The sequence below is a fragment of the Mangrovimonas yunxiaonensis genome (genome assembly GCF_000733475.1).
Taxonomy (GTDB): Bacteria; Bacteroidota; Bacteroidia; order Flavobacteriales; family Flavobacteriaceae; genus Mangrovimonas; species Mangrovimonas yunxiaonensis.
Map to the genome: position 1 here is coordinate 200,109 of NZ_JPFK01000002.1, position 23,441 is coordinate 223,549.

Sequence of the window (23,441 nt, forward strand, 5' to 3'; positions counted from 1 at the left end):
GCTTAATTCGCACATACTTCGGCAAATTCAAACCTAACCAACCCATCCTCATCTATTTTGGTAAGCGTTACCTGCTGAAGGGTGTTAACCAGCGCTGGATCCCAAGGGGCTTTTACCTTAACGTAGTTTTCGGTAAACCCATGAATGTATCCTTCTTTATTTTCGCCTTCAAACAAAACGGTTCGATTGGTCCCTATTTGGCTTTCGTAAAATGAACGGCGCTTTTTAACCGATAGACCTCTTAACATTTTGCTGCGCTTTGTTCGTACTTTTTTGGGTACCACACCTTCCATGTTGGCGGCTTCTGTATTATCGCGCTCGGAGTATGTAAATACGTGAAGGTAGGACACATCCAATTCATTCAGAAAATTGTAGGTTTCTAAAAAATGGGCATCGGTTTCGCCAGGAAAGCCAACAATAACATCAACTCCAATACAAGCATGTGGCATAACTTCGCGTACCTTGGCAACCCGATCTACATAAAGCTCACGCATGTAACGGCGTTTCATTTTCTTTAAAACATCGTTGCTACCACTTTGCAGGGGAATGTGAAAATGCGGTACAAATGCTCTGGATTTCGACACCAAGTCTATAGTATCATTTTTTAGCAAGTTAGGCTCTATAGAAGAAATACGAAGGCGCTCGATGCCTTCAACTTTATCCAACTCGGTCACCAAATCCAAAAACGTGTGTTCGTGTTTTTTGTTACCAAACTCGCCCTTACCATAATCACCAATATTAACGCCTGTTAATACAATTTCCTTTATGCCTTGCTCTGATATTGCCTTGGCATTTTGCAGAACATTGTCCATGGTATCGCTACGCGAAATGCCTCGTGCCAAAGGAATGGTACAATACGTGCATTTGTAATCGCAACCATCCTGAACTTTTAAAAACGCCCGGGTTCTGTCGCCAATAGAGTAGCTTCCCACGTAAAAATCGGCTTCATCGATTTCGCAGGAATGCACTTCGCCCATGTCGTTCTTGGTCAAGTCGTTTAAATAATCGGTAATCTTAAATTTTTCTGTTGCACCAAGCACCAAATCTACACCGTTAACATCGGCCAGTTCTTGCGGCTTAAGTTGAGCGTAACAGCCAATGGCCGCAACAAAGGCTTTGGGATTTGCCTTTTGTGCCTGCTTAACTATGGTTTTAAAACGCTTGTCGGCATTTTCTGTTACCGAGCAGGTATTAATCACATAAACATCTGCATGTTCAGAAAAACTTACGCGATCAAACCCTTCGTTAATAAAGCTTCTGGCGATGGTTGATGTCTCTGAAAAATTAAGCTTACAACCTAAGGTATAAAATGCGACCTTTTTACGTTCCATATTTATATTCACAAACTTGTTTTAAGACAGGTTAAAATTTATCTTTACCATAAGAAATGGCTGCAAATTTACAACTAAATAATAGAATGATAAAACCCTTATTTCCAAACCTAAAAACTATAATTCATTATTTTACAATTAGTTGCGTGTTTCTTCTTCTGATTTCCTGCGGAAAATCTACAACAAAACACAACAACAAGCAGGTATTTCGTTACAACGAGCATAAAAACATCGGCTCTTTAGACCCTGCATTTTCTAAAGATCTCGCCGATATTTGGGCCACCAACCAACTGTTTAACGGTTTGGTGCAAATGGACGACAGCCTAAACGTATTGCCCAGCATTGCAAAACATTGGACAATTACCGACAGTGCCAAAACTTACACCTTTACCTTACGAGATGATGTTTGGTACCACAAGCACCCACGCTTTGGAAAAGAAGCCACAAGAACCGTTACGGCCCACGATTTTGAATACAGCCTGAACAGGTTAATCGACCCAAAGGTAGCCTCGCCCGGAAGCTGGGTTTTAAATAAAGTAGCTGCTTTTAAAGCACTTAACGACTCTATTTTTCAAATCCGATTAAAACAGCCTTTCCCCGCATTTCTCGGGTTGCTAACCATGAAATATTGCAGTGTGGTGCCAAAGGAAATTGTCGAACACTACGGGAGCAGTTTTAGAGCCAACCCCGTGGGCACTGGCCCATTTCAGTTTAAACGCTGGGAAGAGAACATTAAATTGGTTTTTAGGAAAAATCCGCTTTATTTCGAACGGGATTCCAAAGGCGCACAACTGCCTTATCTAGAAGCTGTTTCTGTAACATTTTTACCCGACAAACAAAGTGAATTTTTACAGTTTGCACAAGGCAACATCGATTTTGTTTCTGGTTTAGACGCCTCTTACAAAGACGATATTTTAACGGCGAAAGGCGAGCTTAGAGATAAATATACCAAAGCCGTTCGCATGATACGAGGGCCGTATTTAAACACAGAATACCTAGGTTTTTTTATGGCTTCTGAACATCCCGAAATCCAATCGAAATTACTACGACAAGCCGTTAACTATGGATTTGACCGAAAAAAAATGATGACTTATTTAAGAAACGGCATTGGCATTCCTGCCCATGGTGGGTTTATTCCCAAGGGATTACCAGGGTTTAATGCTACCGCAGGGTTTAATTACCAACCTGAAAAGGCCAAAGCTTTGGTCGCACAATTTAAAACCCAAACCGGCATTCAAAACCCAGAAATAACCATTACCACCACGAGCAACTACCTCAGTTTTTGCGAATACATACAACGAGAACTACAAAAAACTGGATTATCCGTTCATGTTGATGTTGTGCCTGCCGCCACCTTAAAAGACGCCAAGGCTAATGGCAAATTAAATATATTTCGCGCCAGTTGGATTGCCGACTATCCCGATGCAGAAAATTACCTGTCGCTTTATTACAGCAAGAATTTTGCCCCTAACGGCCCCAATTATACCCATTTTAAAAACGAGCATTTTGATAAATGGTACGAGCAGGCTTTTACAGAAACCAACACAAAAAAACGTGAATTACTTTACGCAAAAATGGACAGCTTAGTTATGCAAGATGCCCCCGCTGTTGTTATGTTTTACGATGAAGTAATACGGTTTACACAAAAAAATGTAACGGGTTTGGGCATAAACCCCACAAACTTGTTGGAATTAAAACGGGTTAACAAAAACTAACTCCGTCTAAACTTTGCTGTCTCCTCAAAAACATGTTCCAAAATGGCAGCATCTTGGTCGGTAAACGCTAGCTCTCTTCTAGACATAACCACCTTGGCCACTTCGAAAGCTTTACTGGTTAAATAGGTGGTAACCCCGTGGCTGCCGCCCCAAGAAAAACTCGGGACAAAATTCCTAGGAAAACCACTACCAAAAATATTGGCACTTACGCCTACAACTGTACCAGTATTAAACATGGTATTAATACCGCATTTACTATGGTCGCCCATCATGAGGCCACAAAATTGCAGACCCGTTCTTGCAAACCCTTCGGTTTGGTAACTCCACAGGCGCACTTCGGCATAATTGTTCTTTAAATTGGAGTTGTTGCTATCGGCTCCTATATTGCACCATTCGCCCAAAACCGAGTTTCCTAAAAACCCATCGTGCCCCTTGTTGGAATACCCGAAAATTACCGAATTGTTAATCTCGCCCCCTACTTTACTGTACGGTCCAACGGTAGTGGGTCCATAAATTTTGGCCGATAATTTAACGGTTGCATTATGACACAAGGCAAATGGCCCACGAATAACACTGCCTTCCATAATTTCGGCATCTTTGCCTATGTATATTGGGCCATTTTCGGCATTTAAGGTTGCAAAATTAAGCTTGGCCCCTTCCTCTATAAAAATATGCTCTGAGGCTAAAGTATTTACTGTTGTAGGTATGGGTTGCGAGCTTCTGTTTTTTGTTAGCAGTTCAAAATCGGCCTCAATGGCTTCACCGTTTTTACTAAAAATATCCCAAGTATGCTCTAGTTTTAAAACCTCTTCTGAAAACTCTATGGCTTCGTAAGTTTGTAAATCCACATCGTCTTGCGAGTCTTTTGTAAAAAAAGCAATCACATCTTCGTCGTGAAAAATGGCTTGGTTTTCTTTAAGGTTTTTTACCATTTCAGCCAATTCGTAATTGGGTAAAAAGGAAGCGTTAATCATAACATTCTGTTCCAACTCTACCATGGGGTACTTATCTGAGAGGTAATCCTCGGTAACGGTGGTGGTGGTGGTTTGCAAAAAAGCTTCCCACTTTTCCCTAATGGTAAGAATGCCTATTCTAATATCGGCTACTGGTCGCGTATAGGTAAACGGCAATAAATCGTTTCTAGAAGGCCCATCGAAAAGAATGTAGTTCATTGGTGTAAAATTTTGTGGCTTACAAAAAACCTGAGGTTACTAATATCAAAAATAGCTTAATTATGGCAACAAAAAAAGCCTTCAGGGAAAACCTGAAGGCCTAACAAAAATTATGTTTAACACTAAAAGATAATTACTTCTTAAATTTAGCGTATTTGTTCTTGAACTTATCAATACGTCCGGCAGAATCTACTAATTTAGATTTACCAGTGTAGTAAGGATGCGATGTTCTTGAAATTTCCATTTTAACCAATGGATACTCAACACCATCAACCTCAATAGTTTCATTTGTATTGGCTGTAGATTTTGTTAAAAACACATCGTCGTTAGACATGTCTTTGAACGCTACCATTCTATAGTTTTCTGGATGTATTCCTTTTTTCATCACTAAAGTCTTTAAATCGTTTCGTTTTTTCGAGCTGCAAATTTAAGTAATTTTTACAAAACTCCAACTCTTTTTATTACTTTTTATTTTGTTAAAATTCTGTAACGTTTTGGTATCTTTGTTTACAAACTAATAAAAATCAACCAAAAATAACACATTCCATGGAAAAACCTATTAAATCTATTGCCACAAATTATGGCCTATACCTTGGGGCTATTCTTGCGTTAATCTCTGTTACTGCATATGCTGTTAACTTAGACTTATATACAAAATGGTGGTTTGGTATAGCTATTCTTATCTTAATTATAATTGTAGGCATCGTATCTACTTCAAAAGCCAAAACAGCACTAAACGGTGTTATTAGCTTTAAAGAAGCCTTTACAGCCTACTTTATTACGGTTTTAATTGGATTGGTGATAAGTGCCGTTATGAGCATTATTATCTTTAATGTTATTGATCCCGAAGCAGCTCTTGTACTTAAAGAAAAGGTTATCGATACTCAGGTTGAAATGATGCGTAGCTTTGGCGCCCCAGAAGAAGCGGTTGCAGAAGCTGTTGAAAAAATGGAAGCCCAAAGCAACATGTACTCTATAGGCAACGTCCTACAATCTATTGTTTTTCAACTTATAGGATTTAGTATTGTGGGGTTAATTGTCGCTTTAGTAATGAAAAAAGGCCACGAAAACGCTTAAAATTCTTACTTTTGACCATTGATTTACCTAAATACACTCAATGAACATATCAGTAGTCATACCACTACTTAACGAACAAGAGTCTTTAAAAGAACTACATGATTGGATTGCAAAGGTTTTGCAATCCAATCGTTTTTCTTATGAAATCATTTTTATTGATGATGGCAGCACAGACGACTCCTGGAAAATAATTACCCAGCTAGCCAACGCAAACCCAAATGTTAAAGGCATTCGGTTTTTAAAGAACTTTGGAAAATCGCAAGCCCTGCACGCCGGGTTTTACGAAGCTATAGGCGATGTTGTGATTACCATGGATGCCGATTTACAAGATAACCCCGAGGAAATACCAGAGCTTTTTTCAATGATTAAAGAAGCTGGTTTCGATATGGTTTCGGGCTGGAAAAAAAAGCGCTACGACAACATATACACAAAAAACCTGCCCTCTAAATTATTTAATTGGGCCGCAAGAAAAACCTCCGGAGTTAAACTGCACGATTTTAACTGTGGCCTAAAAGCTTATAGCAAAGACGTTGTAAAACATATTGATGTTAATGGCGAAATGCACCGGTACATCCCTGTATTGGCTAAAAATGCAGGATTCACCAATATTGGCGAAAAAGTTGTAAAACATCAAGCCAGAAAATATGGCGTGACCAAATTTGGCATGGACCGCTTTATCCATGGCTTTTTAGACCTCATTACCATTTGGTTTATCTCCCGATTTGGAAAAAGCCCCATGCATCTTTTTGGAGCCTTAGGCGTGATTATGTTTGCCGTTGGTTTTGGCTTTTCTGCCTATTTAGGGGTCGATAAAATATTTTTTAATCCTATGGGAAGGCTTATTACCCAAAGGCCTCAATTTTATATCGCCCTAACAACCATGATTATTGGAACACAATTTTTTGTCGCTGGGTTTTTAGGCGAAATCATCCTAAGGACCAAACAAGGCAAAAAACGATACGCGATTAAGAGCAAACTAAATTTAAACGATTAGCCGCTTGCCTAAAGCGCTATAAATTCTAATTTGCTATAAATTCTTAAAAGAAATGATTCATATAGAACCTGAAATATTAAATAAAGCCAACGCTTGGCTTACCCCTACTTTCGACGAGAAAACCCAAGCAACCATTAAGCAGCTTATTGCAGACAATCCCAAAGAACTAGAGGAGAGTTTTTACAAAGACCTAGAGTTTGGTACCGGTGGCATGAGAGGTATTATGGGGGTTGGCACCAACCGCATAAACAAATACACCCTAGGCAAAAACACCCAAGGACTAAGTAACTATTTAAAAACACAATTTCCTGCCGAAGACTTAAAAGTTGTTATTGCCTACGATTGCAGAAACAACAGCAACACCCTAGCTAAAGTAGTTGCCAATGTTTTTTCGGCAAACGGCATTAAAGTATATTTGTTTGAAGATTTGCGCACAACGCCAGAACTTTCGTTTGCTGTTAAACATTTAAACTGCCACTGCGGCATTGTTTTAACCGCTTCGCATAACCCACCAGAGTACAACGGATACAAAGTATATTGGCAAGATGGCGGGCAACTTGTTCCGCCACAAGACGGCGCTATTATATCGGAAATTAACAAACTGGATTATGCCGAAATTAAATTTGAAGCGAACACTAGTTTAATTGAATATATAGGTGAAAACGTTGATAACGCTTTTATTGACGCTTCGGTAAAAAATGCGAACACGACCTTAAAGAAAGACAAAGACAACCTAACCATTGTTTTTACCTCCTTACACGGCACATCCATTACCACCATTCCCGAAACCTTAAAACGGGCCGGGTACTCCAATGTGCATATTGTAGCAGAACAAGCCGAGCCCAATGGCAATTTCCCTACGGTTAAATCGCCCAATCCAGAAGAACCAGCAGCCTTAAAAATGGCCTTGGAATTGGCCGAAAAAGTGACAGCCGATATTGTTATTGGTACCGACCCCGATAGCGACCGCCTAGGAATTGCCGTAAGGAATCTTGATGGTAACATGATCTTGCTAAACGGTAACCAAACCATGGTTGTCATGACCGATTTTCTTTTAAACAAAGCAAAAAACAAAGGCTTAAAAGGAAACGAATTTATAGGCTCTACCATTGTGTCTACACCAATGATGAGCAAACTCGCAAAAGCCTATAATGTTGATTATAAAGAAGGCCTAACCGGGTTTAAATGGATTGCCAAAATGATTAAAGATTTTCCCGACCAGCAATTTATTGGCGGTGGCGAAGAAAGTTTTGGCTTTATGGTGGGCGACTTTGTACGCGATAAAGATGCCGTAACCGCTACCCTTTTAGCTTGTGAAATTGCAACCCAAGCAAAAGCCAACAACAGTTCTTTTTATAAAAAACTTTTAGAGCTATACACCCATCATGGGCTTTATAAGGAGCGCTTAATTTCAATAACCAAAAAAGGTATTGAAGGCGCTCAAGAAATCGCCCAAATGATGGTTAATGCCAGAGAAAATCCCTTGTCAGAGATTAACGGTTCTAAAGTGGTTACTTTAGAAGATTACAAAACATCGGTAGCCAAAAACCTCATTCAAAATACCGAAACGGTGATTAATGTTCCCAAATCCAACGTGCTCATTTATTACACCCAAGACGGTAGTAAAATAGCGCTAAGACCAAGTGGTACCGAGCCTAAAATTAAGTTCTACATTAGTGTAACAACCAAGTTAGACAATGTGTCAGACTTTAAACAAACGGAACAAGAATTGGAAAGAAAGATAGACAACATTATAAAAGATATGGCGCTTTAGTTACATGAAAAAAATTATAAATCAGCTACTTCCATTTATAAAGAAATTTAAAAGGCATGTGTTTTTTAATGTGCTTTTTAATTTGCTATATGCCTTTTTTAGTGCCTTGGCCTTTATTTCTTTAATTCCCATGCTAAATGTTTTATTCGATAAAACAACCGCTGTAAAAGAACCGCCTACATGGGAAGGTATTTTTAAAATTAAAGCCTATGGCGAACAGTTGTTAAACTACAAGGTAAGTAGCTACCTAGAAAACGGCAACGCCCAAATGGCATTGGTTATTGCTATTGTTATTGTTATCTCTACCTTCCTGCTAAAAAACATGTTTGGCTATTTTGCCATGCAGCATGTTATGTACCTTAAAAACGGTGTTTTAACCGATTTGAGAAAAACCATGTACAACAAAATTATTGGCCTGCCCATTAGCTTTTATTCTAAACGGCAAAAAGGCGATGTTATGGCCAGAATTTTAGGAGACATTAACGAAATGCAAAACTCCTTTTTTATCATATTGGAGTTAATTGTAAGAGAGCCCGCAACCATTATTTTTTCCTTAATAATGATGTTTACCATAAGTTGGGAATTATCGCTGTTTGTTTTGTGCTTTATCCCTGTGGCCGGATTCTTAATCTCCAGAATAGGAAAAAGCTTAAAGAAGAACTCCCTAAAAGCACAACAAGAATCTGGTAGACTAATTTCTATTGTAGAAGAAACCTTAACCGGATTAAAAATTATAAAAAGTTACAATGCCGAAGGTATCTTTAAATCTAGCTTTATCACTTCTGCCGATAAAATTTTAAAGCTCAGAAATAAAATTGGACTAAAAAACAATCTTGCCGGCCCGGTTAGCGAAGTGCTAGGAATTGCCACCATTGCCATTTTATTATGGTATGGTGGTAAATTAGTCCTAGTAGATAAAGTTATCGAAGGTACTGTTTTCTTGCCTTTTATGGGATTAGCTTACGGCATTTTAACCCCTGCAAAGGCCATAAGTAAAGCGTCTTACAAAGTTAAAAACGGTATGGCAGCAGCCGATCGTGTTTTCGATATCCTCCATGAAGAAAACAGCATGCCAGATTTACCAAATGCAACAACACTCGAACGCTTTAATCATAACATTTCAATAGAAAACATTTCATTTAAGTACGATGAAGATTATGTGTTAAAAAACTTTTCTGTTGAAGTACCTAAAGGAAAAACAATTGCATTAGTAGGCCAATCGGGCAGCGGTAAAAGTACCATTGCCAACCTAGTAACTCGTTTTTACGATGTTAACGAAGGGCGTATTTCCATTGATGGCACCAACATAAAAAACATTACCAAGCACTCCCTAAGAAATTTAATGGGGCTCGTTACGCAAGACTCCATTTTATTTAACGAATCCATTAAAAACAACATTCTGTTGGGCAAGCCAGACGCCACAGACCAAGACATTATCGAAGCCTTAAAAATAGCCAACGCTTGGGAGTTTGTTAAAGACCTCCCACAAGGTATCGAAACCAACATTGGCGACTCTGGAAACAAGCTATCTGGCGGGCAAAAACAGCGTTTAAGCATTGCAAGAGCAGTACTTAAAAACCCTCCGATTATGATTCTGGACGAAGCCACTTCGGCCTTAGACACCGAAAGCGAACGCTTGGTACAAGACGCGCTAGAAAACATGATGCGCAACCGTACCTCTATTGTTATTGCCCATAGATTATCAACCATACAAAATGCCGATACCATTGTGGTCATGCAAAAAGGTAAGATTGTTGAGCAAGGCACCCACACCGCATTAATGGCCGAAAACGGCGTTTATAAAAAACTGGTGGACATGCAGAGTTTTGAATAATACTACAGCCTGAAACAAATTAAAAAAGGACAAATCAGTATAGATTTGTCCTTTTTTTGTTACTGCTAGACTTGGGGCAAACTAACAATAAGCAGGTTTATTACTGTAAACATAAGTTATTAAAAAGGAAAAAACAAGAAAAAAATGCATTTTATCGGATAATTTTGCGTTTTATCAGCTAAAGCACCCTCAAACATGCCATGAAGCAGCATTACAGCAGATAAAAAAATTATACTACCAACTAAACTTTTAATACGTATTTTCGTCTTACGATAAAGCCTTTTAATTGATTAACGAAAAAGACTTAATAAAACGGCTAACAACCAAAGCCACCCAAGAAGCTGCCTTTAAGGATTTACTCCAACTTTATAAAGAGCGGCTATACTGGCACATAAGAAAAATTGTTATCACACACGACGATGCCGACGATGTACTACAAAACACATTTATAAAAGTGTTTAAAAACATCAACTCGTTTAAAGGCGAAAGCAAGCTCTTTTCGTGGATGTACCGCATAGCAACCAATGAAGCCATTAGTTTTTTAAACAAAAAATCGAAAATACTTCAAGTTTCAAACGAAACACTGCAGCAGCAAGCGGTTAGCAATTTAAAATCTGATGTTTATTTTAATGGCGACGACATTCAGCTAAAATTACAACAGGCCATAACAACATTACCACAAAAGCAACAGCTAGTTTTTAATATGAAGTATTTCGACAACATAAAATACAAAGACATGGCCAACATACTAGACACTAGCGAAGGTGCTTTAAAGGCTTCTTACCATTTGGCCGTTAAAAAAATTGAAGACTACTTAAAAACCCATTAAACCATTGCACAAAAAAGAAGTCTAACCAACAGATGAACAACACCTTAAAACATATAAAGCACACTGGTTTTATAGCTCCAAAAGACTATTTTAAGTCTTTTGACAAGGCGCTTCTACAACAAATAGACGATAAAAATCCTTTAACCCAAACCAATCCTCATGGGTTTGAAGTTCCAGAAAATTATTTTACGCAGGTTGATGGCAAAGTGCTTAAAGCCATTGCCCATTCCCCTAAGGTGCTTACACTCCCTGTTTTAAAAAAGGCCGTGTATGCCACCGCAATTGCCGCAAGCATGGTGTTGGCTCTTGTAATTTTCACCCAAAAAAGCCAAGTTGCCTTTGGCGATCTAGAAACAAGCGCTTTAGAAACGTACATAGAACAAAATTTTGACCTACAAGACGTGGCTCCCCTTATTGAGGGAAACATGACTACAACTGGTTTTTATGAAGTCACCTTTTCAGAAGAACCTTTAGACGATTACATCTTAAACCACACCTCAATCGAAGACTTAATTCCAGAATAACATGAAAAAAATAACCCTATACCTTTTCATCTTAGGCCTTTCCTTTTCAAGCTTAGCCCAAGAAAAAAGCAAAAAGGAAAAAATAGAGGCTTTAAAAATTGCGTTTATTACCGAGCATGTAAACTTAACAAAACAAGAAGCCCAGGATTTTTGGCCCATTTACAATGCTTACGAAAACAACACAGATGCCTTGAGAAAAACCTCGTCTGAAAAAAGAAAAGACAAAAGCCCAGAAACGTTAACAGAAACCGAAGCCAAAGCGCTCCTGCTTAACATGATAAAGGTTGATGAACAAAAAAAAGCCCTAAAATCGCAATACATAAACGATTTATTAACCATAATGCCCGCCACAAAAGTCATTGGCTTATTTCGTGCCGAACATGCTTTTAAACGAAAAATGTTCGAAGAATTTAAAAAACGCCGCGGGGCATGCGACTAAAACAAAAAAAGAGGTTTTAAAAACCTCTTTTTTTTATTCCTTAAAAGTAAGCTTGCTTAACCGGCCTTGTCCTGCAGCATAAGCCGTGCTATCGTTTAAAAACCTAATGGTATAAAACCCTTCATCGCTTAGGTGGCTCCAGGTCTGTCCGCCATCGTTAGAATAATCGATCCCTTTAAAACCAATGGCTACCAGCTCATTTCCTCCCCTACCTGGGATATACTGCACACAACTTCTATACCCCGGGTCTTGATTTTCGCCAACCACGGTCCAAGTTCGCCCACCGTCTTTGGTCTGTATTTTATTGGCTTTGTTTTCTTCGGGCTTGGTATAATCCCCACCAATAGCAAATCCGTTTAACGCATCGTAAAAATCAATGGAATAAATGCCTTCTGTCTCCTTATCCTTCACCATGGGCGTTTTAAACACCTCCCAAGTATTTCCCTTATTTGGCGAATAGTACACGCGTCCCGCAGTGGTCGCCACCCAAGTATGGTTGCCCACTATGGCTATGTTGGTATCGCTAGCAGCAAAGGCCCCTTCGTTCGGCATGCCTTCGGGCAAAGCATCGCAAGGTAATTTTGTCCAAGTATTCCCGCCATCCCTAGTAATAATGATACTCAAGCAACCATTGGTTGCATCGCCAATGGCAATCCCCTCTTGGGTGTTCCAAAAATCCATAGCATCATAAAAAACCCGTTCGTGCACTTCTTTATAAACCACCTCCATATTGCCCGAACTCCCGGTTTTAAATAACAAAGCCGGGTTGGCAACACTCAGCATAAAAAAATCGGTATTGTTGTTGGCCACAGCCCTAAATTGAAGGTCTAACGAATCGTACGCCTGTTTAGAGATTAACCAATTATTTTGCGCAACGTTGTACAGCCCATAGGTATTATTATTGGCTGCAAAAGCAATGCTGTTTTTATCTAAAATTTCAATGGCCCTAATGCTTAGGGTAGAATCTTCCAAAATAGGCTCTAACACAACCTTCGAAAAGTGCCTTGGTTTTAAAGCCTGATCCTTACAAGACACGACCCACAAGCCGATGAACAGGAACAACAAATAAATATTTTTCATACGTTTTATTTAGCAATCATTTAAACACTTAAAACAAGTTTTAACGATTGGTTTACATTTATCGAGTAAAAATAGAAAAACAACGCAACATTTAAACAAATCAACATATTAACCCTATCTTTGCGTGCTGAATTTTTCACAATGCGATTACACAGAAACCTATGTTTTGCCGTTATAGATGGCTTACACAAAATATTTAATGAAGATGAATACGCCGACAAGGTGATTCAAACATTACTAAAACGAGACAAGCGCTGGGGCAGCCGCGACCGTTCATTTGTGGCAGAAACCACTTACGACATTGTACGTTGGAAACGTCTTTATGCCGAAATTGCCGATGTAAAAGCGCCTTTTGACAGGGATAACCTTTGGCGGCTTTTTGCTGTTTGGGCAACGCTTAAAGGCATTCGCTTGCCAGATTGGAAATATTTTGAAAATACGCCCACACGTAAAATTAAAGGCCGGTTTGACGAACTCTCGAAAATTAGAAAATACCGCGAGTCTATTCCTGATTGGATTGATGCCGTTGGCGCTAAGGAATTAGGAGAAGCCCTTTGGGCCAAGGAAATTGCCATGCAAAACGTTCAAGCAGATGTTATTTTAAGGACCAACACCTTAAAAACAACAAAAAAAGATCTTCAGCTCCGTTTACAATCCGAAGGCATTGAAACCGAGTTTTTAAACGATTACCCTGCTGCGCTTAAACTAAAAGAACGCGCCAATGTGTTTAAAACAGAAACCTTTAAAGACGGTTGGTTTGAAGTGCAAGACGCTTCCTCTCAATTGGTGGCCGATTTTCTAGAGGTTGAACCCGGCATGAAAGTCGTTGATGCCTGTGCCGGTGCTGGCGGGAAAACCCTACACATTGCAGCTTTAATGCAAAACAAAGGACAGGTTATCGCTATGGACATCTACGAAAGCAAGTTAAAAAAGCTAAAAATCCGTGCGAAAAGGAATGGCGTCCACAATTTCGATATGCGCGTTTTAGACTCTACAAAACCCATTAAAAAACTATATGGCAAAGCCGACCGCGTTTTAATCGATGCACCTTGTTCTGGCTTAGGCGTTTTACGCAGAAACCCCGATGCCAAATGGAAATTGGAGCCCGAATTTCTAGATAGAATAAAACTAACCCAACAGGAGGTCTTACAAAACTACTCCAAAATGGTAAAACCGGGCGGCAAACTGGTGTATGCCACCTGCTCTGTACTGCCTTCTGAAAACCGGGAACAAGTTGACAAATTTTTAACATCAGAATCCGGTAAAGACTTTACCTTTGTTAAAGACAACAACGTATTGGCCCACAAATCTGGTTTTGATGGGTTCTATATGGCGCTTTTAGAAAAGAAAAAATAAGACTATGAAGCATTTTTACCTCCTATTTTTAACATTAGTAACTTTAACTGCAACAGCCCAAATTCCCGCTAATTATTACACGAGCGCTGATGGGCTAACCGGGTACGAATTAAAAACACAGCTTAAGGTCATTGTTACCAATGGCCACAACCCACAGACTTACGACGCCCTATACACGGCCTACGTAACAACCCATACAGACAATTATTATGAAAACGACGGCACTGTGCTGGATTTTTATTCAGAAAAACCCAATGATACAGATGCTTACAACTATACTCACGGCAACAACCAGTGTGGCAACTACAATAGCGAAGGCGACTGCTACAACAGAGAGCATTTAATGCCGCAATCGGTTTTTAACGAACAATCTCCAATGGTATCGGACATCCATCATGTTATTCCTAGCGACGGCTCTGTTAATGGCTATAGAAGCAACCTGCCTTTTGGCGAGGTTGATATTCCAGACTTCACCTCTACCAACGGCTCTAGAAGAGGCATTTCGGGAAGTCCCGGATATGCTGGAATTGTTTTCGAACCCATCGATACGTTTAAAGGCGATATTGCCAGAGCGTTACTGTATTTTGCCGTAAGGTATGAAGATCAAATAGCAAGCTGGAACCACACCATGCTTAATGGCACTTCAGACCAGGTGTTCTCAGATTGGTTTTTAGATGTTTTGCTCGATTGGCATTACAACATCGATCCGGTTGACCAACAGGAAATAGACCGCAACCATGCCGCATACAATTTTCAAGGGAATGCCAACCCCTTTGTTGACCACCCAGAATGGGTAAATGCCATTTGGGGCGACCTTACACCAGACACTACAGCGCCTACCGCTCCTACCAACCTAGCGGCCAGCAACCCAACCGACACCAGCGTTGATTTATCTTGGAATGCCGCTACCGATGATGTGGGTGTAATTTCATACAATATTTATATTGATGCCACATTCGCTTTTAACGTTTCAACAACCACATCTACAGCAACAGGATTATCGCCAGATACAAATTATTGCTTTACTGTAACAGCCTTAGATGCTGCAGGAAACGAATCGGCTATTAGCAACGAGGTTTGCGAAACCACAACCAACAATGGTACTGGCGGCGGTGTTGATTTGTTCTTTTCAGAATACATGGAAGGCAGCAGCCTAAACAAAGCCCTAGAAATTGCCAACTTTACCGGCTCAACAATTTCCGACTTATCTGCTTATTCAATAAAATTAAGCACAAATGGAAACCCCAGTTGGACCGTCACCTATACCTTTCCTGCCAACGCCCAAATTGCAAACGAAGGCGTTTATGTTGTTGCCAATGGCAGTGCCAATATTTGTGGCGCTACTGCCGATTTAAACAACGACATTACAGGATTTAACGGGAACGACGCTATTGGGTTATTTAAAAACGACGAACTTATAGATCTTATAGGTGTTTTAGGAAACGACACCCCTTTTGCAGAAAATGTAACCTTGGTAAGAAACAGCAACATTAGCATGCCTAACACCACATTCAATATAAACGAATGGACAACCTATGCCACAAACACCTGTGATGACCTAGGAAGCCACACACAAACGTTAAGCATTAAAGAAAACCGTCTTGATAATTTAACGATTTACCCAAACCCTGTAAAAGGAAACACCATTACGGTGTCTTCAAACAAAACCTTACACTTTGAGGTTTACAATATTTTAGGGCGATTGGTTAGTAAAGGAAAGACAACAAATGGAACTATTGCTGTTCAAATGTTGAATTCTGGAGTATATATCCTAAAACTATCCGACGGAAATCAGCAAATAACCAAAAAGCTTATTAAGAAGTAAAAACGAGCTAATTATATTTTAAAAGCCATCAATATTTTGATGGCTTTTTTATTTTTACAACCTTTGGTTAACCATGAATGATGCTTTTTTTAAACATTTTGAAAACAGCCTTAGTGCCAAAATTAATAGTATAACGCCCGTTTCTGGCGGCGATATTTCTTCAGCTTTTAAAATCATAACTTTAAATCAAAGTTACTTTCTTAAAATTAATACAGCTTCAAACGCATTAAACATGTTTCAAACTGAAGCCGAAGCACTAAAAATCATAGCCAATACCAATACAATCGCTACTCCAAAGGTTATTGATTGCTCTAAATTTGAAAACATATCTTTTTTACTTCTAGAATTTATTGAAAGTAAACCCCCTTCCTCTAAAGATTTCAAAACCTTAGGGAAACAACTTGCTACACTTCATCAAAAAACGAATGCTTACTTCGGTTTACAAAAAGATAATTTTATTGGCAGCCTAATTCAGGCTAACAAACCAACTGATTCTTGGAACACTTTTTACGTTAACAAAAGACTATTACCACAACTGCAATTAACCATTCAAAATGATTTACTTTCAGAATCTGATTGCCCTTCAAAAGAGCAAATGTTAGATAAATTACATCCTTATTTTAAAAATATAAAACCTTCACTTTTACATGGTGACTTATGGGGTGGAAATTATTTAATTTCAACCAACGGAATTCCTTTTCTGATTGATCCAGCTATGTATTTTGGGCATTCGGAAATGGATATTGCAATGACTAAACTTTTTGGCGGATTCTCAGAAAATTTCTACAAAGCATATCACAATAGTATCCCTATCGATCAATTCACTTCCACTCGTATAGAAATTTACCAATTATACTACCTTTTGGTGCATTTAAACTTATTCGGATCTTCCTACCGTAACTCGGTAAAAACCATATTGAACAAACACTTCTAGTTTTGTTACCGATGGAACTGTTGAAAATCTTGTTCACAAACCGTTTAAAAATCAAAAAACGGTCATCCACAATCTAAAATAAAAACGTATTTTTGCACTTTCTAAACACAACTATAACATATAGATAATGATTCATTTCTTTGGAAACCAAAACAGCAAAGTTTATGCTGTTCAAGCAACAAAAGAATTCACGCCAGAAACCATTCAGAAATTGTCTTGGTTATTTGGCAACCAACCTAAAATAGAACAAGCATCGCTGGATGCTTTTTTTGTTGGACCACGTGCGGCTATGATTACGCCTTGGAGCACCAACGCGGTGGAAATTACGCAAAACATGGGGATTGAAGACATCATCAGAATTGAAGAATTCGAAGCGGTTTCTGAAGATTTCAAAGCGTTTGATCCGATGATTTCTGAAAAATTCAACGGCTTAAACCAAGAATCATTCACTATAGACATCAAGCCAGAACCTATTCTGGATATTGAAGATATTGCGGCTTACAACATTCAGGAAGGCCTTTCGTTAAGCGACGAAGAAGTAGCTTACTTAGAAGGTGTTTCTAAAAAAATTGGTCGCCCATTAACCGATTCTGAAGTTTTCGGGTTCTCACAAGTAAACAGTGAGCACTGTCGCCATAAAATTTTCAACGGCACATTTGTAATTGACGGCGAAGAAAAACCGACGTCATTATTCAAAATGATTCGTAAAACCTCTGAAACCAATCCTAACGATATTGTTTCTGCCTATAAAGACAACGTGGCTTTTGTAAAAGGGCCTGTTGTTGAGCAATTCGCTCCTAAAAGCGCTGACAAACCAGACTTTTACGAAACCAAAGATTACGAATCAGTTATTTCATTAAAAGCAGAAACGCACAACTTCCCTACTACCGTAGAGCCTTTTAATGGTGCTGCAACAGGATCGGGAGGAGAAATTCGTGACCGTTTAGCAGGTGGTAAAGGCTCGTTACCGTTAGCTGGAACTGCAGTTTATATGACCTCTTACTCGCGTTTGGAGGAAAACCGTCCCTGGGAACAAGCTATGGATGAGCGTAAATGGTTATACCAAACCCCAATGGACATCTTAATTAAAGCGTCTAACGGTGCTTCAGATTTTGGTAACAAGTTTGGGCAGCCGTTAATTTGTGGTTCGGTGTTAACATTTGAGCACGAAGAAGATACTTCGACAGGACTCAGTACAGGTGCTAGAAAATTAGGTTACGACAAAGTGATTATGCAAGCTGGAGGCATTGGGTATGGTAAAGCTGAACAAGCTTTAAAAGACACCCCTAAAACCGGCGATAAAGTGGTTATCCTTGGTGGTGAAAACTACCGTATTGGTATGGGTGGTGCTGCGGTATCAAGTGCAGATACTGGAGAATTCGCTTCAGGTATCGAGCTAAACGCCGTACAACGTTCTAATCCTGAAATGCAAAAACGTGCTGCTAACGCAGTTCGTGGTATGGTTGAAAGCGATGAAAACTACATTGTTTCTATTCACGATCACGGTGCTGGTGGACACTTAAACTGTTTATCGGAATTAGTTGAAGAAACTGGTGGACACATCGATTTAGATAAATTACCTGTAGGAGACCCAACCTTATCTGACAAAGAAATTATCGGTAACGAATCTCAGGAACGTATGGGATTAGTCATTGCCGAAAAACATATTGAAACCTTACAAAAAATTGCCGATCGTGAGCGCTCACCAATGTACACGGTTGGAGACGTGACTGGTAATCACCGTTTCACATTCGAATCTAAAACCAACGGACACAAACCCATGGATTTAGCCATGGATGATATGTTTGGAAGTTCTCCAAAAACATTCATGTACGATAAAAAAGTAACTCGCAATTACGCCGATGTTGCTTACAACAAAGCAAATTTCTACAATTATTTAGACCAGTTATTACAATTAGAAGCAGTAGCTTCCAAAGACTGGTTAACCAATAAAGTTGACCGTTGTGTTGGTGGAAAAGTAGCCAAACAACAATGTGCTGGACCATTACAAATTCCATTGAACAATGTTGGTGTAATGGCCTTAGACTACAAAGGTAAAGAAGGTATCGCAACGTCTATCGGGCACTCCCCTATTTCAGGATTAATCAATCCGGTGGCTGGAAGTAGAAATTCAATTACTGAAGCCTTAACCAACATCATCTGGGCACCTTTAAAAGACGGATTACAAAATGTGTCTTTATCGGCAAACTGGATGTGGCCTTGTAAAAATGAAGGTGAAGATGCCCGTTTATATGAAGCTGTTGAAGCGGTTTCAGAATTCGCTATTGATTTAGGTATCAACGTACCAACTGGAAAGGATTCGCTTTCTATGAAACAAAAATACCCTAACGAAGAGGTTATTGCTCCTGGTACGGTCATCATTTCGGCGGCAGCCAACTGTATAGACATCAATAAAGTAATTGAGCCTGTATTCCAAAAAGATGCTGGCAATGTGTATTACATCAACTTATCACAAGATACCTATAAATTAGGTGGTAGTTCATTTGCGCAGGTGGTTAACAAAATTGGTAACGACACGCCAAATGTTCAATCTGCTGGGTATGTTAAAACCGTATTCAACACCATTCAGCAATTAATTCTTGACGGACAAATTGTTGCAGGACACGATGTGGCTTCAGGTGGTTTAATCACAACGTTGTTAGAATTATGTTTTGCTGACAACAATTTAGGAGCGGAATTAGATATCACCGCTTTAGCTGAAAACGATTCATTTAAAGTATTGTTTGCTGAAAATGCTGGTTTAGTCATTCAGTCGAAAGATACTTCAGTGGAGTCTGTTTTATCTGAAGCTAACATTGAATTCTTCAACATTGGTAAAGTAACTGAAAGCGACACGCTAAGCATCATCAACGGAACAGATGTATTCACCATGACGGTATCTCGTTTACGTGATATGTGGTACAAAACATCGTTCTTATTAGATCAAAAACAAACCGCTAACGGCTTAGCAAAAGACCGTTACGACAACTATAAAAATCAACCATTACAGTACACCTTCCCAAGTCACTTTACAGGGAAACTTCCTGTAATTGATGCTAGTAAGCCAAGACCGAAAGCAGCAATTTTACGTGAAAAAGGAAGTAACTCTGAGCGTGAAATGGCAAATGCGATGTACTTAGCCGGATTTGATGTGAAAGATGTTCACATGACCGATTTAATTTCTGGTCGTGAAACGTTAGAAGACATTCAGTTCTTAGGTGCTGTTGGTGGATTCTCAAACTCTGACGTTTTAGGTTCTGCTAAAGGATGGGCCGGAGCTATCAAATACAACGAAAAAGCAAACGAAGTAATTAAAAACTTCTTCAAACGTGAAGACACACTTTCAGTTGGTATTTGTAACGGATGTCAGTTATGGATGGAATTAGAATTGATTAACCCAGAGCACGAGATTCATGGTAAAATGGTTCATAACGATTCTCATAAACACGAAAGTGCATTTACTTCAGTGAAAATTCAGGAAAACAACTCGGTGATGCTTTCAAGTTTAGCGGGAAGTACTTTAGGCGTTTGGATTTCTCATGGTGAAGGTAAATTTAACTTACCTGAATCTGAAGATCAATACAACATTGTTGGAAAATACGGGTACGCGGAATATCCACACAATCCAAATGGTTCTGACTATAACACAGCCATGATGTGTGATGCAACAGGCCGTCACTTAGTAACGATGCCGCACATTGAGCGTTCTACGTTCCAATGGAACTGGGCACATTACCCTAGCGACAGACAAGACGAAGTGTCGCCTTGGTTAGAAGCGTTCGTAAATGCTAGAAAGTGGATTGAAAATAAAAATTAATCTTTAAATTTACAGTAAAAAAGTCCCCTGATATTTCGTTATAACATTACAATCGTTTGCCTTCTTTTTATGTTTAGCACCAAATTATGGTCGCAAAACATAGAAGCCTTTAAGCGTTTTGAACGTGAGTTAAACCAAATTTCTTCAGAGGAAGAAAAGCTAAAAGCAGCAGTAACGTTTTGGCAAAACGACTCTGTAATACTACATAAAGAAAGCTCTAAACTTGTTAGTAAGTTTAGAGCTTTTGCTTTAAAAAATAACGCTTGGGATGCAGCCCTGCTTTTTAACAACAAGCTCACCGATTATTATATTTTCTCCAGTATTAATAACGAAAAAGCTTTTCAGTTATCGCAAGACTTCTATCGGCACATAACCCAATGCACAGCTCCTAAACAGATTGCCAAATATTACATAAACTATGCAGAAGCCGCAACCTACAAACAGGACTTTAAAGCATCTTTACATATTTTAAATGAATGTATATCGCGGTTAAAAACAACCCAAGACACGACGTTACAAGAGTATGGGTATGCCTACTTAAAAGCGGGTGAAAACAGTGGCAAGGTCAATAACATTTCAGAGAGTGCTGCTTACTTTAAAAAGGCGGGCGAAATCTTCACACAGCAAAAAGACACGCTTTATTATTTATGGACACAAAATGGCTTAAGCACCCTATTTAGCAGCAACGGTTTATACGAAGAAGCCGAGCAAACCAGAACCCCCATTTACAACTTAGGAAACCGTGCAAACTACAAACAGGTCTTAATTATGGCCCACTTAAGAGCCTCAATAGACGCCTTTTTACAAGAAAAAGACACTTTAGAACTCTACCATATAGACCAAGCCTTAAAAACATGTAAAAGATCTACAAAAACAGATGTTAGCAAGATTGTCTCCATTTTAACAAACTCGTATGCGGTAGGCACTTATGCTAGGCACGGCCAATTACAGAAATCCGATCGGATTTTAGCGCACCTACAAAAAGACTTAAACGACATAAACAAAACCCCTTTTTTAAAGACCTATTTTACTTTTGGTAAAGCTCAAAACGATTTAGGCCATAACAACACCAAGCGTGCAGAAGAAGATTTAACAGCCCTCCTACCTAAATTAAAACATGCCAACGAGGCCTCCAATGTCTTGAAAGCCCATTACATTTTGGCAAGCGTTTATGAAAAGCAAGACAACAACAACCAAGCGCTAAACCACTACAAAGCTTACATGCGTATTAAGGACTCCTTAAACAAGAGTGCTTCTAAAAAGAAATTTGCCTATGTACAGACCCAATTTGAAGTTGAAAAAAAGGATTTAGACATTGAAAAACAACAAAAAAACATTCTCTTGCTCTCTGCCCAAAACAAACTAAAAAACCAATGGCTCATTTTTGGAGGTGTTTTTGTTATGGGGGTTTTTATAATTTTCTTTTTGTGGAAATCACGAAAGTTCACCCAAAAAAAAATGGCCCTACAAAAAACATATGCCCAAGACCTCATAGCCAATATAGAAACCGAACGCAAGCGTATTTCCAGCGAACTGCACGATAGTATTGGCCAAAATTTGCTGCTTATAAAAAACAGCATAATTCTAAACCCTGAAAAAACAAAAGACACACAATTAATAGATAGTACGATTGAAGAAGTTAGGCATCTGTCTCAAAACTTACATCCGTTTCAGTTTGAAAAATTAGGCTTAATGGCTTCCATTAAAAATACGATAGAAAATTTTCAGAAGAACTCCGATATTTTTTATTCCGAAGATATTGAGGTAAGCGATCTAAACCTTTCAAAAGAAAAAGAAATATTTGTATATCGCATGCTTCAGGAGTGTTTAAACAATGTAGAAAAGCACTCTAAAGCAAAAGCCTGCAATGTTATGGTTGAGACAAGTGCGCACCATGTTCTGTTTCAAGTAAAAGATAACGGGATTGGCTTTAATGTAACGGCAAACAGCAGCGCTTTAAATAGCCTAGGAATGAAAACCCTAAAAGAACGCGCCGGGATTATTGGTGCCCAATTGCACATGACATCAATAAAAAACAAAGGAACAACCGTTAAAATTAAAGTCCCTAAAGAATAGCCCATGCAAACCACCATTATTTTAGCAGACGACCACCCATTACTATTAAATGGAACCAAAGAGTTTTTAGAGCAAAAAAACTACAACATTATTGAAACGGCAACAGATGGCAATGAGGCTTATAATAAAGTTTTAAAACACCAACCCGACATGGCCATTTTAGATTTCGACATGCCCAAGCTTAACGGTTTGGAAGTGGCACTAGAAATCCAGCGTAACAACCTAGCCACAAAAGTTATTGTTTTAACCCTACACAAACAGGAACTCATCTTAAACGAGATTGGCAACACCATATACGGCTACATAACCAAGGACTGCGCCATGGAGGAGTTAGAACAGTGTCTTGAAAACATTAAAGACAATCAAACCTATATTGGGCGAAAGCTAAAAAGCAACATTCATTTCGATACAAAAAAAAACACGAACAACGCCCCAAACATCGAACAGCTAACAACCGCCGAATTAAAAATTTTAAAGTATTTAAATAAAAACCTCAACAGCACACAAATTGCCGAAGAGCTGTTTATTTCTAAACGCACCGTAGAAAAACACCGCAGCAACATTATAAAAAAACTAAATCTAGACTCTTCCCAACAAAACGCATTAATTGTTTGGTTAAAACAACACCCTAATATTTTTTAGCACCCTATCTAACATCAAATAA

Annotated in this window: 18 protein-coding genes; 14 read left to right on the top strand and 4 right to left on the bottom strand. The window is 38.9% G+C overall.

Going from position 1 to position 23,441, the window contains the following annotated elements:
• Positions 1-2: 2 nt before the first annotated feature.
• A complete protein-coding gene (mtaB, locus tag IA57_RS00970; RefSeq protein WP_036118047.1) occupies positions 3-1,331 on the bottom strand; it encodes a tRNA (N(6)-L-threonylcarbamoyladenosine(37)-C(2))-methylthiotransferase MtaB in 1,329 nt (442 codons plus the stop codon).
• Between the two features lie 86 nt (positions 1,332-1,417).
• Here mtaB and IA57_RS00975 point away from each other — a divergent pair, with 86 nt between their 5' ends.
• Positions 1,418-3,046: an ABC transporter substrate-binding protein gene (locus tag IA57_RS00975; protein WP_036118050.1), complete on the top strand. Its 1,629-nt coding sequence runs from the start codon at positions 1,418-1,420 to the stop codon at positions 3,044-3,046.
• On the opposite strand, the gene IA57_RS00980 is transcribed toward IA57_RS00975, so the two are convergent.
• Both IA57_RS00980 and IA57_RS00985 read right to left on the bottom strand, forming a co-directional pair.
• Complete coding sequence (locus IA57_RS00980; RefSeq protein ID WP_036118053.1) at positions 3,043-4,218, bottom strand: GlmU family protein; 1,176 nt, start codon at positions 4,216-4,218, stop codon at positions 3,043-3,045. The two genes, IA57_RS00975 and IA57_RS00980, sit on opposite strands and share 4 nt — an antisense overlap.
• A 133-nt stretch (positions 4,219-4,351) precedes the next feature.
• Positions 4,352-4,603, bottom strand: a complete 252-nt coding sequence (locus IA57_RS00985; RefSeq protein WP_036118055.1) for a type B 50S ribosomal protein L31 — start codon at positions 4,601-4,603, stop codon at positions 4,352-4,354.
• A 161-nt stretch (positions 4,604-4,764) separates the two neighbouring features.
• On the opposite strand from IA57_RS00985, the gene IA57_RS00990 reads away from it, so the two are divergent.
• The 7 genes from IA57_RS00990 to IA57_RS01020 all read left to right on the top strand — a co-directional run bounded on the left by IA57_RS00990 (position 4,765) and on the right by IA57_RS01020 (position 11,689).
• On the top strand, positions 4,765-5,295 hold the full coding sequence (locus IA57_RS00990) for a DUF4199 domain-containing protein (RefSeq protein ID WP_036118058.1): 531 nt from the start codon (positions 4,765-4,767) through the stop codon (positions 5,293-5,295).
• 40 nt (positions 5,296-5,335) lie between these two features.
• Positions 5,336-6,289 carry a glycosyltransferase family 2 protein gene (locus IA57_RS00995; RefSeq protein ID WP_036118060.1) on the top strand — a complete coding sequence of 318 codons (954 nt, stop codon included), beginning with the start codon at positions 5,336-5,338 and terminating at the stop codon, positions 6,287-6,289.
• 52 nt (positions 6,290-6,341) lie between these two features.
• A complete protein-coding gene (locus tag IA57_RS01000; protein ID WP_188358235.1) occupies positions 6,342-8,063 on the top strand; it encodes a phospho-sugar mutase in 1,722 nt (573 codons plus the stop codon).
• Between the two features lie 4 nt (positions 8,064-8,067).
• Positions 8,068-9,897, top strand: coding sequence for an ABC transporter ATP-binding protein (locus IA57_RS01005; RefSeq protein WP_036118063.1), 1,830 nt, complete (start codon positions 8,068-8,070; stop codon positions 9,895-9,897).
• 286 nt (positions 9,898-10,183) lie between these two features.
• Positions 10,184-10,726 (top strand): RNA polymerase sigma factor, encoded by a 543-nt coding sequence (locus tag IA57_RS01010; RefSeq protein ID WP_036118067.1) that lies wholly within the window; start codon positions 10,184-10,186, stop codon positions 10,724-10,726.
• Positions 10,727-10,758: 32 nt separating this feature from the next.
• Entirely contained in the window at positions 10,759-11,250 is a 492-nt protein-coding gene (locus tag IA57_RS01015) for a hypothetical protein (protein WP_036118070.1), read from the top strand.
• A 1-nt stretch (position 11,251) separates the two neighbouring features.
• Positions 11,252-11,689: a hypothetical protein gene (locus tag IA57_RS01020; RefSeq protein ID WP_036118073.1), complete on the top strand. Its 438-nt coding sequence runs from the start codon at positions 11,252-11,254 to the stop codon at positions 11,687-11,689.
• Positions 11,690-11,722: 33 nt separating this feature from the next.
• Here the strand turns inward: IA57_RS01020 and IA57_RS01025 are convergent, their stop codons facing one another.
• Positions 11,723-12,769 (bottom strand): WD40/YVTN/BNR-like repeat-containing protein, encoded by a 1,047-nt coding sequence (locus IA57_RS01025; protein ID WP_036118077.1) that lies wholly within the window; start codon positions 12,767-12,769, stop codon positions 11,723-11,725.
• A gap of 141 nt (positions 12,770-12,910) precedes the next feature.
• Between IA57_RS01025 and IA57_RS01030 the strand changes: the two genes are divergently transcribed.
• From IA57_RS01030 to IA57_RS01055, 6 genes are all read left to right on the top strand, one after another.
• A complete protein-coding gene (locus tag IA57_RS01030; RefSeq protein WP_036118081.1) occupies positions 12,911-14,125 on the top strand; it encodes an RsmB/NOP family class I SAM-dependent RNA methyltransferase in 1,215 nt (404 codons plus the stop codon).
• A gap of 4 nt (positions 14,126-14,129) precedes the next feature.
• Positions 14,130-15,950, top strand: a complete 1,821-nt coding sequence (locus IA57_RS01035; RefSeq protein WP_036118083.1) for an endonuclease — start codon at positions 14,130-14,132, stop codon at positions 15,948-15,950.
• A gap of 73 nt (positions 15,951-16,023) precedes the next feature.
• Positions 16,024-16,884, top strand: a complete 861-nt coding sequence (locus IA57_RS01040; protein ID WP_036118086.1) for a fructosamine kinase family protein — start codon at positions 16,024-16,026, stop codon at positions 16,882-16,884.
• Between the two features lie 127 nt (positions 16,885-17,011).
• Positions 17,012-20,701 (top strand): phosphoribosylformylglycinamidine synthase, encoded by a 3,690-nt coding sequence (purL, locus tag IA57_RS01045; RefSeq protein WP_036118089.1) that lies wholly within the window; start codon positions 17,012-17,014, stop codon positions 20,699-20,701.
• Positions 20,702-20,770: 69 nt separating this feature from the next.
• Positions 20,771-22,777 (top strand): ATP-binding protein, encoded by a 2,007-nt coding sequence (locus IA57_RS01050; RefSeq protein WP_036118093.1) that lies wholly within the window; start codon positions 20,771-20,773, stop codon positions 22,775-22,777.
• A gap of 3 nt (positions 22,778-22,780) precedes the next feature.
• The gene (locus IA57_RS01055; protein WP_036118096.1) at positions 22,781-23,419 is read left to right on the top strand and encodes a response regulator; all 639 of its coding nucleotides are present in this window, start codon (positions 22,781-22,783) and stop codon (positions 23,417-23,419) included.
• The last annotated feature ends 22 nt before the right edge of the window (positions 23,420-23,441 follow it).

Coding starts and splice junctions, on each gene's coding strand:
- mtaB (WP_036118047.1), bottom strand. CDS start 1,331: ATGGAACGTAAAAAGGTCGCATTTTATACCTTAGGTTGTAAGCTTAAT.
- IA57_RS00975 (WP_036118050.1), top strand. CDS start 1,418: ATGATAAAACCCTTATTTCCAAACCTAAAAACTATAATTCATTATTTT.
- IA57_RS00980 (WP_036118053.1), bottom strand. CDS start 4,218: ATGAACTACATTCTTTTCGATGGGCCTTCTAGAAACGATTTATTGCCG.
- IA57_RS00985 (WP_036118055.1), bottom strand. CDS start 4,603: ATGAAAAAAGGAATACATCCAGAAAACTATAGAATGGTAGCGTTCAAA.
- IA57_RS00990 (WP_036118058.1), top strand. CDS start 4,765: ATGGAAAAACCTATTAAATCTATTGCCACAAATTATGGCCTATACCTT.
- IA57_RS00995 (WP_036118060.1), top strand. CDS start 5,336: ATGAACATATCAGTAGTCATACCACTACTTAACGAACAAGAGTCTTTA.
- IA57_RS01000 (WP_188358235.1), top strand. CDS start 6,342: ATGATTCATATAGAACCTGAAATATTAAATAAAGCCAACGCTTGGCTT.
- IA57_RS01005 (WP_036118063.1), top strand. CDS start 8,068: ATGAAAAAAATTATAAATCAGCTACTTCCATTTATAAAGAAATTTAAA.
- IA57_RS01015 (WP_036118070.1), top strand. CDS start 10,759: ATGAACAACACCTTAAAACATATAAAGCACACTGGTTTTATAGCTCCA.
- IA57_RS01020 (WP_036118073.1), top strand. CDS start 11,252: ATGAAAAAAATAACCCTATACCTTTTCATCTTAGGCCTTTCCTTTTCA.
- IA57_RS01025 (WP_036118077.1), bottom strand. CDS start 12,769: ATGAAAAATATTTATTTGTTGTTCCTGTTCATCGGCTTGTGGGTCGTG.
- IA57_RS01030 (WP_036118081.1), top strand. CDS start 12,911: ATGCGATTACACAGAAACCTATGTTTTGCCGTTATAGATGGCTTACAC.
- IA57_RS01035 (WP_036118083.1), top strand. CDS start 14,130: ATGAAGCATTTTTACCTCCTATTTTTAACATTAGTAACTTTAACTGCA.
- IA57_RS01040 (WP_036118086.1), top strand. CDS start 16,024: ATGAATGATGCTTTTTTTAAACATTTTGAAAACAGCCTTAGTGCCAAA.
- purL (WP_036118089.1), top strand. CDS start 17,012: ATGATTCATTTCTTTGGAAACCAAAACAGCAAAGTTTATGCTGTTCAA.
- IA57_RS01050 (WP_036118093.1), top strand. CDS start 20,771: ATGTTTAGCACCAAATTATGGTCGCAAAACATAGAAGCCTTTAAGCGT.
- IA57_RS01055 (WP_036118096.1), top strand. CDS start 22,781: ATGCAAACCACCATTATTTTAGCAGACGACCACCCATTACTATTAAAT.